Genomic DNA, 16,109 nt, shown 5'->3' with positions numbered 1-16,109 from the left:
GCGCCCTCGCCCCACGCGTGCCCCTCCCGTCCCCCCGGCCGGGGCCCCCCCCCTCCGGTGCGCGCGCCCCGGCGCGTTCCAGGTGTGGCAAGCTCGACCGCATGCGGCTGGAGAACGTCTGGTTGCGGTACCACCGGCGGAGTCCGTGGGTGCTGCGGAGCGTGGACGCGCAGATCGGCCCGGGCGAGGTGGTGGTCGTCCAGGGCCGCAACGGGGTGGGCAAGTCCACCCTGCTCCAGGTGGCCGCCGGGGTGTTGCGGCCGGGCCGGGGTCGGGTCGTCGACCGGCCGGCCCGGGTGGGTTGGGTGCCGGAGCGCTTCCCGGCCGACCAGCCCTTCACCGTGTCCCGCTATCTGACCGGCATGGCCCGCGCGGTCGGGCTGGGACGCTCGGCCGCCGACGAGGCGGTGACGACCTGGACGCGGCGGCTCGGGCTGGACGCGTTCCGCTCGGTGCGCCTCGCGGAGCTGTCCAAGGGCACCGCGCAGAAGGTGGGCCTCGCCCAGGCGATGCTGCGGGCGCCGGGCCTGCTGGTGCTCGACGAGCCGTGGGAGGGCCTGGACGCCGCGACCCGCGAGCTGGTCCCCGAGCTGATCGACGAGGTGCTGGCCGACGGTGGCACGGTCCTGGTCAGTGACCATCGGGGGGAGACGGTCCGGTTGCCGGCCGCGCGCCGCTGGTCGGTGGCCGCGGGCGTGCTGACCGAGGAGACCGCGCCCGCCGACGAGGAGGCCATCGCGGTGGTCGAGGTCGCGGTGCCGGCCGCGCGGGTCGCCGGCACCGTCGCCCGCCTGCGCGCCGAGGGCCATCAAATTCTTCGAGTACGCGCCGACGCCTCCACCACCCCACCCCAGGCGCATCCGCCCACCCCGTCGGCCACGTCGGCGCGGCTCGGGGCGGCCGACGCGATGGTCGAGCCCAGCACGGGGGACGGCCGATGAACGCGCTGGTGCGGATGCGGCTGGCGGGTTTCCTGCGTACCGGACGGGCGTTGGCGCCCCTGCTCGCCGGCCTCGTCGTCCTCGGCACGCTCTACGGCGGCGGCCGCTCGCAGCCGGCGGAGGCGTACGGCGTCTCGGCCGTGGTGCTCTTTCCGGTGCTCGCCTGGCAGACCAAGATCCTGCTGGACATCGAGCCGGACGTGCAGCGTCGGCTGGCCCAGGTGATCGTCGGGGTGGCCCGGGAGCGTCTCGCCGGGCTCCTGGCGGCCGGTGCGGCGGCGCTGGTCGCGGTGGCCGTCGCGCTTCTCTTTCCGTGGCTGGTGGGTGGGGTCACCGGCCCGGTCGAGCCGGGGGACCGGTCGGTGCCGGTCGGCATCGCGCTGGGGCTGTGGGCGCACCTGCTGGCCGTACCCGCTGCGGTTGCCCTCGGCGCGCTGGCCAGCCGGGCGTCGGTGGGCGGTGCCGCGTACGGCGTCGCGGTGCTGGCCCTCGGCGGTGTCGGCGCGGTGGCGCTCGGCCTGCGTGGTTCGGTGGCGCCCTGGCTGGTACCGCCGATCATGGCTACCGCCCGGACGACCGCGGGTGACGCCGCCGCGCTGACTCTGCTCGGGCTCACGGCCTGGGCCCTGGCATGGAGTGTGGCGGTCACCGCCGGCTACCTGTGGCGGCGGCGGGCCCAGGGCTGAGTCTGCCCGGCGGCGTGACCCGGCTCACCGGGGGCGATTTGGCGCTGGTCCCGCGGGCGCGTACTCTTCAAACGTCATCCGTGTTGTCATGGATGAGGAACCACCCAGAGACCGCTGGTCACCGTGCTTCGGCACGGTCGAAGGTCCCGCGACGACGGGCGACCCGCGTAGGGCGGCAAGCGTAACTCGGCAGTGAGCATGGTCCGCCGACCGTGACTTCCCGCCGGCCCTCGCCCCGTGCGCCCTGCGCCGGGGTTTTTCGTTGTCGTGCTGCCTTCGTCCCCGCTCCGGCTTCGGCCGTGCCGGGGACCAGCCTCGAGCAACGAGAGAGGAGGGACATGGCGGACAAGCCGATCCGAGCCGACAAGGCCACGGCCGTCGCTGAGCTGACCGAGAGCTTCCGCAGCGCGGGCGCTACCGTGCTGACCGAGTACCGCGGTCTGACGGTTTCCCAGCTCACCCAGCTGCGGCGATCGCTCGGTGCCGAGACCAGCTACACGGTCGCGAAGAACACGCTGGCGAAGCGTGCCGCGACGGACGCGGGCATCACCGGCCTCGACGAGCTGTTCACCGGTCCTACCGCGCTGACTTTCGTTTCGGGCGACGTCGTCGAGGCGGCGAAGGGGCTTCGCGACTTCGCGAAGGCCAACCCGAAGCTCGTCATCAAGGGCGGTGTCTTCGAGGGCAAGGCCATTTCCGCGGCCGAGGTCACGAAGCTCGCCGACCTGGAGTCCCGTGAGGTGCTGCTGGCCAAGCTGGCCGGCGCGATGAAGGGCAACCTGAGCAAGGCCGCGGCCCTGTTCCAGGCTCCGCTCTCCAAGGCCGCCCGCGCGGCGGCCGCCCTGGCGGACAAGAAGCGCGAGCAGGAGGGCGCCGAGGCGGCCTGAGGGCCGCGCGGCGCACCCACGTTCTTAGACAACCTTTAGAAAGGACGCCAGACATGGCGAAGCTCAGCACCGACGAGCTGCTCGACGCGTTCAAGGAGATGACGCTGATCGAGCTCTCCGAGTTCGTGAAGCAGTTCGAGACGACCTTCGAGGTCACCGCTGCCGCGCCGGTCGCGGTCGCGCAGGGCGGTGGCGGCGGCGCCGCCGCTGCCGAGGCCGAGCCGGAGCAGGACGAGTTCGACGTCGTCCTGGAGGCCGACGGTGGCAAGAAGATCCAGGTCATCAAGGTCGTGCGTGAGCTGACCGGCCTGGGCCTCAAGGAGGCCAAGGACGCGGTCGAGTCCGCGCCGAAGGCCATCCTGGAGAAGGTCAACAAGGAGACCGCCGAGAAGGCGAAGGCCAAGCTCGAGGGTGAGGGCGCCAAGGTCACCCTCAAGTGACCTGAGCTCCACCTGCGCGTACCCGGCTCGGTGAGCTGGGACACGATCGCGTCGCGGCGGGCGGTGATCCGACACGGATCACCGCCCGCCGTGTTTCGTGGACCGGGCGACAACCGTTCTGAGCTGGGCGCCGATGGTCGGCGGCGGACCATCCGCACGAACGACCGGATCCTCCTCAGGTGGGAAAGAACCGACGACCCGGATACCGGCCCTTGACGCGGCCCCGGCCTGACAGGCACGCTGACACCAGCAAGACACCGCGCTTGCGACGGCCACGATGTGGGTAATGACAGCGACGGCACCATTGGTCGCGGTCACCCGAGCGGCCCAGTGGGGAGTTGCGTTCTGAGCGGCCCGGCAGACCCCGGTGAACGGGGGCCGAGGAGCGTTCCGCAAACGACCTGCGGGGTGGGCTGGACAGCGGTTAGCCTCTCGGCTACACTGCTAGTTTGCGCTGCCTTCCGACTTGACCCCTGCTCGGAAATGTCCGTTTACGGATAATTCTGGTGGGGTCATTGGAGTGCACGCGTACCAGCCGTTCTGCAGCACCGGTCCTCGGAAGGACGCATCTTGGCAGCTTCCCGCCCTGCGAAGACCAGTCGTACGTCGAGCGCATTCGCTCCCCGCCGAGTTTCATTCGGCAGGATCACCGAACACCTCGAGGTCCCCAACCTCCTTGCCATCCAGAACGAGTCCTTCGACTGGCTCGTCGGCAACGAGGCTTGGCAGGGCCGGTCGGCGGACGACCCGCACGCACGCTCGGGTCTCGCGGAGATCCTTGAAGAGATCAGTCCCATTGAGGACTTCTCCGGCACCATGTCACTCTCCTTCTCGGCGCCGCGCTTCGACGAGGTCAAGGCCTCGATCGAGGAGTGCAAGGAGAAGGACCTGACCTACTGCGCTCCGCTCTTCGTGACCGCGGAGTTCACCAACAACACCACTGGCGAGATCAAGAGCCAGACGGTGTTCATGGGTGACTTCCCGATGATGACGCCCAAGGGCACCTTCGTCATCAACGGCACCGAGCGCGTCGTGGTCAGCCAGCTCGTCCGGTCTCCGGGCGTGTACTTCGACAAGCAGCCGGACAAGACCTCCGACCGCGACCTCTCCAGCGTCAAGGTCATCCCGAGTCGGGGTGCCTGGCTGGAGTTCGACATCGACAAGCGCGACACGGTCGGCGTACGTATCGACCGTAAGCGCCGGCAGGCCGTCACGGTCCTGCTCAAGGCCATCGGATGGTCGGCCGAGCGGATCCGTGAGAAGTTCGGCTGGTCCGAGCTGATGATGACCACGCTCGAGAAGGACCACATCGCCGGCGCCGACGAGGCCCTGCTAGACATCTACCGCAAGCTGCGCCCTGGCGAGCCGCCGACGCGCGAGAACGCCCAGACCCTGCTCGACAACCTCTTCTTCAACCCGAAGAGGTACGACGTGGCCAAGGTCGGGCGCTACAAGTTCAACAAGAAGCTCGAAGTGAACGTGCCGATCACCACCGGCACGCTGACCGAGGACGACATCGTCGCCACCGTGGAGTACCTCTGCCGGCTGCACGCCGGTGAGGACGGCTACGAGGCCGACGACATCGACCACTTCGGCAACCGGCGCCTGCGCACCGTGGGTGAGCTGATCCAGAACCAGGTTCGGGTCGGTCTCTCCCGCATGGAGCGGGTCGTCCGCGAGCGGATGACCACGCAGGACGTCGAGGCGATCACGCCGCAGACCCTGATCAACATCCGCCCGGTGGTGGCGGCGATCAAGGAGTTCTTCGGTACGTCGCAGCTGTCCCAGTTCATGGACCAGACCAACCCGCTGGCGGGCCTGACCCACCGGCGTCGGCTGAGCGCGCTCGGCCCGGGTGGTCTGTCCCGGGAGCGGGCCGGCTTCGAGGTCCGCGACGTGCACCCGTCCCACTACGGCCGGATGTGCCCGATCGAGACGCCGGAAGGCCCGAACATCGGCCTGATCGGCGCCCTGTCCACCTTCGCCCGGGTCAACCCGTTCGGCTTCATCGAGACGCCGTACCGGAAGGTCGTCGAGGGTCGGGTCACCGACCAGATCGACTACCTGACCGCGGACGAGGAGGACCGGTTCGTCAAGGCCCAGGCCAACGCGCGCCTGAAGGCGGACGGCACGTTCGCCGAGGAGCGGGTGCTCTGCCGTCGTAAGGGCGGCGAGACCGAGGACGTCGTCCCCGGTGCCGTCGACTACATGGACGTCTCGCCCCGGCAGATGACCTCGGTCGCGACCGCCATGATCCCGTTCCTCGAGCACGACGACGCCAACCGGGCACTGATGGGCGCGAACATGCAGCGCCAGGCGGTGCCGCTGGTCAAGGCCGAGGCGCCGCTCGTGGGTACGGGCATGGAGTACCGGGCCGCGGTCGACGCTGGCGACGTGGTTGTCGCCGAGGTCGGCGGTGTGATCGAGGACCTCTGCGCCGACTACGTCACCATCCACCAGGATGACGGCCACCGCCGGACGTACCTGCTGCACAAGTTCCGCCGCTCCAACGCCGGCTCCTGCGTCAACCAGAAGCCGGTCGTCTTCGAGGGCGACCGCGTCGAGGCCGGTCAGGTCATCGCCGACGGTCCCTGCACCGACGAGGGCGAGATGGCACTCGGACGCAACCTGCTGGTGGCGTTCATGTGCTGGGAGGGCCACAACTACGAGGACGCGATCATCCTGTCGCAGCGCCTCGTGCAGCAGGACGTGCTCACCTCGATCCACATCGAGGAGCACGAGGTCGACGCTCGGGACACCAAGCTCGGCCCGGAGGAGATCACCCGCGACATCCCGAACGTCAGCGAGGAAATGCTCGCCGACCTCGACGAGCGCGGCATCATCCGGATCGGCGCCGAGGTCGTCCCCGGCGACATCCTGGTCGGCAAGGTCACGCCCAAGGGTGAGACCGAGCTGACCCCGGAGGAGCGGCTGCTCCGCGCGATCTTCGGTGAGAAGGCGCGTGAGGTTCGGGACACCTCGCTGAAGGTGCCGCACGGCGAGACCGGCACGGTCATCGGTGTGCGCACGTTCTCCCGCGAGGACGGCGACGAGTTGCCGCCGGGCGTCAACGAGCTGGTCCGGGTCTACGTCGCCCAGAAGCGCAAGATCCAGGACGGTGACAAGCTCGCCGGCCGGCACGGCAACAAGGGCGTCATCTCGAAGATCCTCCCGGTCGAGGACATGCCGTTCCTCGAGGACGGCACCCCGGTCGACATCGTGCTCAACCCGCTCGGTGTGCCGAGCCGGATGAACATCGGCCAGGTTCTGGAGACCCACCTCGGGTGGGTGGCCAAGACCGGGTGGAAGGTCGAGGGCGACGACGCCGAGTGGAAGCGCCAGTTGCGCTCCATCGACGCGCACGAGTCCGAGGGTGACACCAACGTGGCCACCCCGGTCTTCGACGGTGCTCGCGAGGAGGAGATCTCCGGTCTGCTCGAGTCGACCCTGCCCAACCGGGACGGCAAGCAGCTGATCGGGCGCACCGGTAAGGCGCAGCTGTTCGACGGTCGTTCCGGTGAGCCTCTGCCGGACCCGATCGCGGTCGGCTACGTCTACATCCTGAAGCTCAACCACCTGGTCGACGACAAGATCCACGCTCGGTCGACCGGTCCGTACTCGATGATCACGCAGCAGCCGCTGGGTGGTAAGGCGCAGTTCGGTGGTCAGCGCTTCGGTGAGATGGAGTGCTGGGCGATGCAGGCGTACGGCGCCGCGTACGCCCTGCAGGAGCTACTCACGATCAAGTCCGACGACGTGCTCGGCCGCGTGAAGGTCTACGAGGCCATCGTCAAGGGCGAGAACATCCCGGAGCCGGGCATCCCGGAGTCGTTCAAGGTGCTGCTCAAGGAGCTGCAGTCGCTGTGCCTCAACGTTGAGGTGCTGTCCAGCGACGGTGTGGCCCTGGAGATGCGCGAGACCGACGACGAGGTGTTCCGGGCCGCGGAGGAGCTGGGCATCGACCTGTCCCGGCGCGAGCCGAGCTCGGTCGAAGAGGTGTAAGTGGTGCGGGTCGGGGGCCTTCGGGCTCCCGACCCCCGCCCGTGATCTAGCTGTAAAGACGACGACATAGGGGACATAGTGCTCGACGTCAACTTCTTCGACGAGCTGCGCATTGGTCTCGCCACCGCCGACGACATCCGTCAGTGGTCGCACGGCGAGGTCAAGAAGCCTGAGACCATCAACTACCGCACCCTGAAGCCGGAGAAGGACGGGCTCTTCTGCGAGAAGATCTTCGGTCCGCAACGGGACTGGGAGTGCTACTGCGGTAAGTACAAGCGCGTCCGGTTCAAGGGCATCATCTGCGAGCGCTGCGGCGTCGAGGTGACCCGCTCCAAGGTTCGTCGTGAGCGGATGGGGCACATCGAGCTCGCCGCTCCGGTGACCCACATCTGGTACTTCAAGGGCGTTCCGAGCCGGCTGGGCTACCTGCTGGACCTCGCCCCCAAGGACCTCGAAAAGATCATCTACTTCGCCTCGTACGTCGTGACGAGCGTGGACGCGGAGTCGCGTCACCGTGACCTCTCGACGATCGAGAACGAGATCCTGGCCGAGAAGCGGCAGTCCGAGAACAGCCGCGACTCGGAGATCGAGAAGCGGGCCGCCAAGCTCGAGGCCGACCTGGCCGAGCTGGAGGCCGAGGGTGCCAAGGCGGACGTCCGGCGCAAGGTCAAGGAGGGCGGAGAGCGCGAGATGCGCCAGATCCGCGACCGGGCCCAGCGCGAGATCGACCGCCTGGACGAGGTGCTGGACACCTTCCGCAAGCTGGAGCCGAAGCAGCTGGTCACCGACGAGCTGCTCTACCGCGAGCTGCGCGACCGGTTCGGTGAGTACTTCACCGGCTCGATGGGCGCGGAGGCCATCAAGGCGCTGGTCCAGAACATGGACCTCGACGCCGAGGCCGAGAGCCTGCGCGAGACCATCCGGTCCGGCAAGGGCCAGCGGAAGATCCGGGCGCTCAAGCGGCTCAAGGTCGTCGCGGCGTTCCTGAACACCCGCAACTCGCCGCTCGGCATGGTGCTGGACTGCGTCCCGGTCATCCCGCCGGACCTGCGCCCGATGGTGCAGCTCGACGGTGGTCGGTTCGCGACCTCGGACCTCAACGACCTGTACCGCCGCGTGATCAACCGGAACAACCGCCTCAAGCGGCTGATCGACCTCGGCGCGCCCGAGATCATCGTCAACAACGAGAAGCGGATGCTCCAGGAGGCCGTCGACGCGCTGTTCGACAACGGCCGTCGTGGCCGGCCGGTCACCGGTCCGGGTAACCGCCCGCTCAAGTCGCTGTCCGACATGCTCAAGGGCAAGCAGGGCCGGTTCCGCCAGAACCTGCTGGGCAAGCGCGTCGACTACTCCGGCCGTTCGGTCATCGTGGTCGGCCCGAAGCTCAAGCTGCACCAGTGCGGCCTGCCCAAGCAGATGGCCCTGGAGCTGTTCAAGCCGTTCGTCATGAAGCGGCTGGTCGACCTCAACCACGCACAGAACATCAAGTCCGCCAAGCGGATGGTCGAGCGTCAGCGCCCGGTCGTGTGGGACGTGCTGGAAGAGGTCATCGGCGAGCACCCGGTGTTGCTCAACCGGGCGCCGACCCTGCACCGTCTGGGCATCCAGGCGTTCGAGCCGCAGCTGGTAGAGGGCAAGGCCATCCAGATCCACCCGCTGGTCTGCACCGCGTTCAACGCCGACTTCGACGGTGACCAGATGGCGGTGCACGTGCCGCTGTCCGCCGAGGCTCAGGCCGAGGCGCGGATCCTGATGCTGTCGTCGAACAACATCCTCAAGCCGGCCGACGGCAAGCCGGTCACCATGCCCACGCAGGACATGGTCATCGGTCTGTACTACCTCACCCACCTCACCCCCGGTGAGAAGGGCGAGGGCCGAGTGTTCAGCTCGGACGCCGAGGCGCAGATGGCCTTCGACAACGGTGAGCTGGGCCTGCAGGCTCCGGTGAAGATCCGCCTGCGGAACGTGATCGGTGTCGACAACGGCGCCGGCGCCGAGGCGTGGACCGCCCCGGAGGGCTGGGTCGAGGGTGACCCGCTGACCGTGGAGACCACCCTGGGCCGGGTGCTGTTCAACGAGACGCTGCCGCAGGGCTACCGCTTCGTGAACTACGAGATCCGCAAGGGTCAGCTCTCCGCGATCGTCAACGACCTCGCCGAGCGCTTCCCCAAGGTGGCGCTGGCCGCCACCCTGGACGGGCTCAAGGAGGCCGGTTTCCACTGGGCCACCTGGTCCGGCGTGACGATCGGCATGGAGGACGTCATCGCTCCGCCGCGCAAGGCGGAGATCCTGGCGAAGTACGAGAAGGAAGCCGACCGGATCGACAAGCAGTACCAGCGTGGTCTGATGACCGCCGAGGAGCGTCGCGGCGAACTCATCGAGATCTGGACCAAGGCGACCAACGAGGTCGCCAAGGAGATGGACACCGCGCTGCCGCAGGAGAACCCCCTGTGGGTGATGATCAACTCGGGTGCCCGCGGTAACCTGCTCCAGCTCCGGCAGATCGCGGCGATCCGTGGTCTGGTGGCCAACCCCAAGGGCGAGATCATCCCGCGGCCGATCAAGGCCAGCTACCGGGAGGGTCTGTCCGTGCTGGAGTACTTCATCTCCACGCACGGTGCCCGTAAGGGCCTCGCGGACACCGCCCTGCGGACCGCCGACTCGGGTTACCTGACCCGTCGTCTGGTGGACGTCTCCCAGGACGTCATCATCCGCGAGGAGGACTGCGGCACCGACCGGGCGATCCCGATGCAGATCGGCGAGAAGCTCGACGGCAAGCTCGTGGTCCACACCCACGCCGAGACCAGCGTGCACGCCCGGACCCTGGCCGACGACATCAAGGGGCCGGACGGCACCGTGGTGGCCGAGCGCGGCCAGGACATCAACTCCATCGGGGTCGACAAGATCGTCGCCGCTGGTGTGGAGACGGTCCGGGTGCGCAGCGTGCTCACCTGCGAGTCGAAGCTGGGCGTCTGCGCGGCCTGCTACGGCCGATCGCTGCCGACCGGCAAGTCGGTCGACATCGGTGAGGCCGTCGGCATCATCGCCGCCCAGTCCATCGGTGAGCCGGGTACGCAGCTGACGATGCGTACCTTCCACACCGGTGGTGTCGCGGGTGAGGACATCACCCAGGGTCTGCCGCGTGTGCAGGAAATCTTCGAGGCCCGGGTCCCGAAGGGTAAGGCGCCCATCGCCGACACCCCCGGTCGGATCCGCATCGAGGACGGCGAGCGCTCGCGCAAGATCATCGTGGTGCCGGACGACGGCAGCGAAGAGATCGTCTACGACAAGATCTCGAAGCGCGTCAAGCTCCGGACCCACGACGGCGGCCACGTCGCGGTCGGCGAGAAGCTGACCGAGGGCACCATCGACCCGCACGAGCTTCTGCGGATCATGGGTCCGCGCGCGGTCCAGGTCCACCTGACCAGTGAGGTCCAGGAGGTCTACCGCTCGCAGGGTGTGCTCATCCACGACAAGCACATCGAGATCATCATCCGCCAGATGCTCAAGCGGGTGACGGTCATCGACTCCGGCTCGACCGAGTTCCTGCCGGGCGTGCTCGTCGACCGGGCGCTGTTCGAGTCGGAGAACCGCCGACTCGTGTCGGAGGGTGGCGAGCCCGCCGCCGGCCGTCCGGTGCTGATGGGTATCACCAAGGCCTCGCTGGCCACCGACTCCTGGCTCTCCGCAGCCTCCTTCCAGGAGACCACGCGGGTGCTGACCGACGCTGCGATCAACTCGCGCAGCGACTCGCTGGTCGGCCTCAAGGAGAACGTGATCATCGGTAAGCTCATCCCGGCCGGTACGGGCATCAGCAAGTACCGCAATGTCCGGGTCGAGCCGACCGAGGAGGCCAAGGCCAAGGTCTACTCGATGACCGGTTACCCGGAGACCGACTACGGTTTCGGGCCGGCCAGTGGGCAGGCTGTGCCGCTGGACGACTTCGACTTCGGGTCGTACCGCTAAGCACCAGACAACGACGAGACCCCCGGCATCCGCCGGGGGTCTCGTCGTTCCCGGACCGCCCTGCCAGCGGACCGGGTTGGGCATGATGGAGGCATGACGACCGCATCCGGGCAGGTGTCCGTCGCCTCTTCAGGCCTGCGCCACCCGCTCGACCCGGATCCGGCCCGTGCCACCAAGGCGCGGGCGGTCTTCGCGCTGGGTTTGCTCGGCATGCTGACCGGGCTGTTCATCGGCGGGGTGGTGCCCGCGACGGTGGCGCTCCAACTGGCCCGGCAGGCCCGCCGGGAGGCGTACGCCTCGGGGGGTTTCCTGACCGGAAGCGTCTGGCTGCGGCGGGGGGAGCTGATGGCCTGGACCGGCCTGGCGCTGGTCGCGGTCAGCGTGGTCGTCGTCGTGGTGATCGGCGTGGTCCGGCTGGCGGGTACGCCGTTCGGCCACGACTACCCCTCGAACATGGACTGAGGCATGCGGCGACCGCGCCCGGCGCGGACGGCGCCGCCTCCGGCGGTAGCCTGGCCGGTGTCCGCCGCGCGCGCTGGCGGCCCTGTCGACAGGAGGACTTCGTGACGGAACCGGCGCGGCCCCCGGCGGACGAACCGGCCGGGCATCCTGACGTGCCGGCTCCGGGCGCGACTTCTCCCACGCCGGCTCCGGATGCGACTCCCGGCTCGCCGGCTCCGGATGCGACTCCCGGCTCGCCGGCTCCCGGCGTGGCCTCCTCCGCGCCGGCTCCGGACGCGGATCCCTCGGCGTGGAGTGAGTGGGCGCAACCGGAAGCGGGCGGACAGCCGGCCCCAACGACCGGCGCCCCTGCTGCGGGTACGCCCTCGTCGTCGGGCTGGGGTCCGCCGCCCTCGCCCGCCTGGGGTCCGCCCACGTCCGAGTGGGGCGGGGTCTTCCCGCCCGGTTACCAGCAGCCCCACCCTGCCTCCGGTACGCCGGTGCCGTACGGCTGGGCCCAACCGCCGTCGAGACCTGCCGCTCCGCACGGGTGGGGCCAGCCGCCGGCCGGACCGGGCGCGCCGGCCGGTTGGGGCCCTCCACCGTCGGGACCGCCCGGCTGGTGGCAGCCCTCGTCCGGGCCGGGCGCCTGGGGGCAGCCGGCGCCGGGGCAGTTCCCCGCCTGGGGTACGACTGCCGCGCGGCCGGTGCCGCCGCCCACCGATGACCAGCGGAGGCCGCCGAAGCGGGTGGAGGCGGTGCCCGGCACCCCGTTCGGGGTGGTGCACCTGGACGTGCCGCCGGTGACCGCCGGGCTGGCGACCGGGTCGCTGGTGGCCGGCATCGCGTCGATCCTGGTCTCGCTGCTGGTGATCTGTGTCGGTGTGGCCTTCGGGGCCCGTGGGGGAGTGTGGGTCTCGGGCGCTTTCACGGTGCTGGGGGTGCTGGCGGGGTTGGCGGCGGTCGTCACCGGCCTACTGGGCCAGCGGCAGATCCGCCGGGCGGCCGCGCCGTCGGCGGTGCGGTTCACGGGTCGAGGGCTTGCGGTGGCCGGCGTCAGTTGCGGCGCGGCGGGTGCTCTGCTGAGCCTGTTGGGTTTGGGGCTGGGGTTGCTGATCAGTCTGACGTGACGGGGGCGCCGGGACGGATTCGTGGGCCAGGTGGTGCCTGGGGGCCTGCCGGGGGCGACGGGTGCTTCGGCAGGGAAGCCGGTACACTTGTATTCGTAGGTGCCCATCGCGGGGGCCGAGGCGGGACGCGATCCGGCCGGCGAGTGTGAGACGTTCGCCGACCCATTCCGTTTTGACCTGGGCGGCTGTGGTAGGTACTCTTTCCCCTTGCGCCCGGGCGTGCCCGGGCGACTCGTGCGTGCGCTGGTTCCGGAGTCCGGACGGCGGCACGACAAGCCAAAGATCCGGAGCGGGGCGATCCGCGGGCCGGGGACAGAAACCCGGTACGCCCGCGAAAGCGTCCGCACCGGGACCGTGAGTTGGGCGACACGCCCGACCGCGGGTGCCGGGGCTTCCGCAAGGTGGCCCTGGTCGGAATGTAGGAGAGCCGGTCATCAGGCTGGCTAACGAGCAGACGGCGCGGCCGCGGACAGCGGCCGAAGGGAGCGGAGAAACCCGGTGCCCACCATTCAGCAGCTGGTCCGAAAGGGCCGTCAGGCCAAGACGACCAAGACCAAGACTCCTGCGCTCAAGGGGTCTCCCCAGCGGCGCGGCGTGTGCACCCGCGTGTACACCACCACCCCCAAGAAGCCGAACTCGGCGCTGCGCAAGGTCGCTCGTGTCAAGCTCAGCAGCCAGATCGAGGTAACCGCGTACATCCCGGGTGTCGGCCACAACCTGCAGGAGCACTCGATCGTGCTCGTGCGTGGCGGTCGTGTGAAGGACCTCCCCGGCGTGCGTTACAAGATCGTCCGCGGCTCGCTGGACACCCAGGGTGTCCGCAACCGCAAGCAGGCGCGCAGCCGTTACGGCGCGAAGAAGGAGAAGAGCTGACATGCCGCGTAAAGGACCCGCTCCGCGGCGGCCACTGGTCGCTGACCCGGTGTACAACTCGCCGCTGGTCACCCAGCTGGTGAACAAGATCCTCCTTCGCGGCAAGCGTCAGCTCGCCGAGTCGATCGTGTACGCGGCCCTCGAGGGCTGCCGCGAAAAGTCCGGCACCGACCCGGTCGTCACCCTCAAGCGGGCGATGGACAACGTCAAGCCGACCCTCGAGGTGCGCAGCCGTCGTGTCGGTGGCGCCACCTACCAGGTGCCGGTCGAGGTGCGCCCCACCCGGGCGACCACCCTTGGCCTGCGCTGGCTGGTGACCTACTCCCGCGCCCGTCGCGAGAAGACCATGGTCGAGCGGCTGATGAACGAGCTGCTGGACGCGAGCAACGGCCTCGGTGCCGCCGTCAAGCGGCGCGAGGACACGCACAAGATGGCCGAGTCGAACAAGGCCTTCGCGCACTACCGCTGGTAACACCTGAGGTTCCGGCGCCCACTCGGGCGCCGGAACCGCCACCAGTTGAGTCGAGACGACGATAAGTAGGGATTGAAGTGGCCGCCGCAGACGCGCTCGCCAACGTACGCAACATCGGCATCATGGCGCACATCGATGCCGGTAAGACCACGACCACCGAGCGGATCCTGTTCTACACCGGCATCACGTACAAGATCGGTGAGGTCCACGAGGGCGCCGCCGTCATGGACTGGATGGAGCAGGAGCAGGAGCGTGGTATCACCATCACCTCCGCTGCCACCAAGTGTGAGTGGAAGGGCCACACGATCCAGATCATCGACACGCCTGGCCACGTCGACTTCACGGTCGAGGTCGAGCGGTCGCTGCGGGTCCTGGATGGTGCGGTCGCGGTCTACGACGGTGTCGCCGGCGTCGAGCCGCAGACGGAGAACGTCTGGCGGCAGGCCGACAAGTACAACGTCCCGCGGATGTGCTTCGTCAACAAGCTCGACCGGACCGGTGCCGACTTCTTCCGCTGCGTGCAGATGATGATCGACCGGCTCAACGCCACCCCGCTGGTGCTCCAGATCCCGATCGGGCTCGAGGGCGACCACATCGGTGTCGTCGACCTGATCGGCATGCGCGCTCTCACCTGGCGCGGGGAGACCCAGAAGGGTGAGGACTACGCGATCGAGGAGATCCCGGCCGAGCTGGCCGACTCCGCGGCCGAGTGGCGCGAGAAGCTGATGGAGACCCTCGCCGACGTCGACGACGCGGTGATGGAGAAGTATCTGGAAGGCGAGGAGATCTCCGTCGAGGAGATCAAGGCTGCCATCCGGCGTGCCACCATCGCCGGCAAGGCCAACCCGGTGCTGTGCGGCTCGGCGTTCAAGAACAAGGGCGTCCAGCCCATGCTCGACGCCGTGGTCGACTTCCTGCCGTCGCCGCTGGACGTCCCGGCGATCGAGGGCACGGCCACCGACGGCGAGACCCCGCTGCTGCGCAAGCCGTCGAACTCCGAGCCCTTCTCCGGCCTGGCGTTCAAGATCCAGACGGACAAGCACCTGGGCAAGCTCACCTACGTGCGGGTCTACTCCGGCACGCTCGATTCCGGTTCCCAGGTGGTCAACTCCACCAAGGACCGCAAGGAGCGCATCGGCAAGATCTACCAGATGCACGCCAACAAGCGGGAAGAGCGTCCGTCGGCGCAGGCCGGCGACATCATCGCCGTGCAGGGTCTCAAGCAGACCACCACCGGCGACACTCTCTCCGACCCGGCGAACCCGGTCATCCTGGAGTCGATGACCTTCCCGGAGCCGGTCATCTCGGTGGCGATCGAGCCGAAGACCAAGTCCGACCAGGAGAAGCTGGGCACGGCCATCCAGCGCCTGGCCGAGGAGGACCCGACCTTCCGCGTCCAGCTGGACGAGGAGACCGGTCAGACGGTCATCTCCGGCATGGGTGAGCTGCACCTGGACATCCTGGTCGACCGGATGCGCCGCGAGTTCAACGTCGAGGCCAACGTCGGCAAGCCGCAGGTGGCGTACCGCGAGACCATCCGCCGCAAGGTGGACAAGGTCGAGTACACCCACAAGAAGCAGACCGGTGGTTCCGGCCAGTACGCCCGCGTCATCGTGAGCGTCGAGCCGCTGCCGCTGGACAACGACTCGCCGACCTACGAGTTCGCCAACGCTGTCAGCGGCGGTCGCATCCCGCGGGAGTTCATCCCGTCGGTCGACGCCGGTGCGCAGGACGCCCTGCAGTACGGCATCCTCGCGGGCTTCCCGCTCGTCGGTGTGAAGCTGACGCTGCTGGACGGTCAGTACCATGAGGTCGACTCGTCGGAAATGGCATTCAAGATCGCCGGCTCGATGGTGATGAAGGACGCGGCCCGCAAGGCCGATCCCGCGTTGCTCGAGCCGATGATGGCCGTTGAGGTCACCACTCCTGAGGAGAACATGGGTGACGTCATCGGTGACCTCAACTCCCGCCGCGGCATCATCCAGGCGATGGAGGAGCGCAGCGGCGCCCGCATCGTGAGGGCTCTGGTGCCGTTGTCGGAGATGTTCGGCTACGTCGGCGACCTGCGGTCGAAGACCCAGGGCCGGGCTAGCTACAGCATGCAGTTCGACTCCTACGCGGAGGTTCCGCAGAGCGTCGCGAAGGAGATCATCGCGAAGGCAACGGGCGAGTAACTGCCCCGAGCAGGTGACTCGTGGTCGGTCGCGGGTGACTCAACCCGCCCGCGGCCACCACGATCGGATCGCGTGAGACCGGGCCTGTAGGCTTCAT

11 protein-coding genes are annotated in these 16,109 nt (G+C 68.8%); all 11 read left to right on the top strand.

The annotated features are described in order from the left end of the window. Window positions 1-101: 101 nt before the first annotated feature. The 11 genes from ACLQ25_RS02150 (at window position 102) to fusA (ending at window position 16,012) form a co-directional block, all read left to right on the top strand. Window positions 102-941 (top strand): ABC transporter ATP-binding protein, encoded by an 840-nt coding sequence (locus ACLQ25_RS02150; protein WP_425728528.1) that lies wholly within the window; start codon window positions 102-104, stop codon window positions 939-941. Beyond that, on the top strand, window positions 938-1,627 hold the full coding sequence (locus ACLQ25_RS02145; RefSeq protein WP_425728526.1) for a hypothetical protein: 690 nt from the start codon (window positions 938-940) through the stop codon (window positions 1,625-1,627). Before ACLQ25_RS02150 ends, ACLQ25_RS02145 begins: the two co-directional genes overlap by 4 nt. A gap of 338 nt (window positions 1,628-1,965) precedes the next feature. Beyond that, window positions 1,966-2,514: a 50S ribosomal protein L10 gene (gene rplJ, locus ACLQ25_RS02140; RefSeq protein WP_355050769.1), complete on the top strand. Its 549-nt coding sequence runs from the start codon at window positions 1,966-1,968 to the stop codon at window positions 2,512-2,514. A 53-nt stretch (window positions 2,515-2,567) separates the two neighbouring features. After that, a complete protein-coding gene (rplL, locus tag ACLQ25_RS02135) occupies window positions 2,568-2,954 on the top strand; it encodes a 50S ribosomal protein L7/L12 (RefSeq protein WP_425728524.1) in 387 nt (128 codons plus the stop codon). A gap of 570 nt (window positions 2,955-3,524) precedes the next feature. Further along, the gene (locus ACLQ25_RS02130; RefSeq protein WP_425728522.1) at window positions 3,525-6,956 is read left to right on the top strand and encodes a DNA-directed RNA polymerase subunit beta; all 3,432 of its coding nucleotides are present in this window, start codon (window positions 3,525-3,527) and stop codon (window positions 6,954-6,956) included. Window positions 6,957-7,034: 78 nt separating this feature from the next. Beyond that, window positions 7,035-10,922 carry a DNA-directed RNA polymerase subunit beta' gene (locus ACLQ25_RS02125; RefSeq protein ID WP_425728520.1) on the top strand — a complete coding sequence of 1,296 codons (3,888 nt, stop codon included), beginning with the start codon at window positions 7,035-7,037 and terminating at the stop codon, window positions 10,920-10,922. A gap of 93 nt (window positions 10,923-11,015) precedes the next feature. Then, entirely contained in the window at window positions 11,016-11,384 is a 369-nt protein-coding gene (locus ACLQ25_RS02120) for a hypothetical protein (protein ID WP_425728518.1), read from the top strand. Between the two features lie 728 nt (window positions 11,385-12,112). Then, a complete protein-coding gene (locus tag ACLQ25_RS02115; protein ID WP_357126604.1) occupies window positions 12,113-12,493 on the top strand; it encodes a hypothetical protein in 381 nt (126 codons plus the stop codon). Window positions 12,494-12,991: 498 nt separating this feature from the next. Beyond that, window positions 12,992-13,366, top strand: coding sequence for a 30S ribosomal protein S12 (gene rpsL / locus ACLQ25_RS02110; RefSeq protein ID WP_007465318.1), 375 nt, complete (start codon window positions 12,992-12,994; stop codon window positions 13,364-13,366). Between the two features lies 1 nt (window position 13,367). After that, window positions 13,368-13,838, top strand: coding sequence for a 30S ribosomal protein S7 (rpsG, locus tag ACLQ25_RS02105; RefSeq protein WP_007465317.1), 471 nt, complete (start codon window positions 13,368-13,370; stop codon window positions 13,836-13,838). Between the two features lie 77 nt (window positions 13,839-13,915). Beyond that, entirely contained in the window at window positions 13,916-16,012 is a 2,097-nt protein-coding gene (fusA, locus tag ACLQ25_RS02100; protein ID WP_425728516.1) for an elongation factor G, read from the top strand. The last annotated feature ends 97 nt before the right edge of the window (window positions 16,013-16,109 follow it).

This window comes from Micromonospora sp. DT44 (genome assembly GCF_049841635.1).
Lineage (GTDB): Bacteria > Actinomycetota > Actinomycetes > Mycobacteriales > Micromonosporaceae > Micromonospora.
This window is presented reverse-complemented; position numbering and strand designations above follow the sequence as displayed.

Coding starts and splice junctions, on each gene's coding strand:
- ACLQ25_RS02150 (WP_425728528.1), top strand. CDS start 102: ATGCGGCTGGAGAACGTCTGGTTGCGGTACCACCGGCGGAGTCCGTGG.
- ACLQ25_RS02145 (WP_425728526.1), top strand. CDS start 938: ATGAACGCGCTGGTGCGGATGCGGCTGGCGGGTTTCCTGCGTACCGGA.
- rplJ (WP_355050769.1), top strand. CDS start 1,966: ATGGCGGACAAGCCGATCCGAGCCGACAAGGCCACGGCCGTCGCTGAG.
- rplL (WP_425728524.1), top strand. CDS start 2,568: ATGGCGAAGCTCAGCACCGACGAGCTGCTCGACGCGTTCAAGGAGATG.
- ACLQ25_RS02120 (WP_425728518.1), top strand. CDS start 11,016: ATGACGACCGCATCCGGGCAGGTGTCCGTCGCCTCTTCAGGCCTGCGC.
- rpsG (WP_007465317.1), top strand. CDS start 13,368: ATGCCGCGTAAAGGACCCGCTCCGCGGCGGCCACTGGTCGCTGACCCG.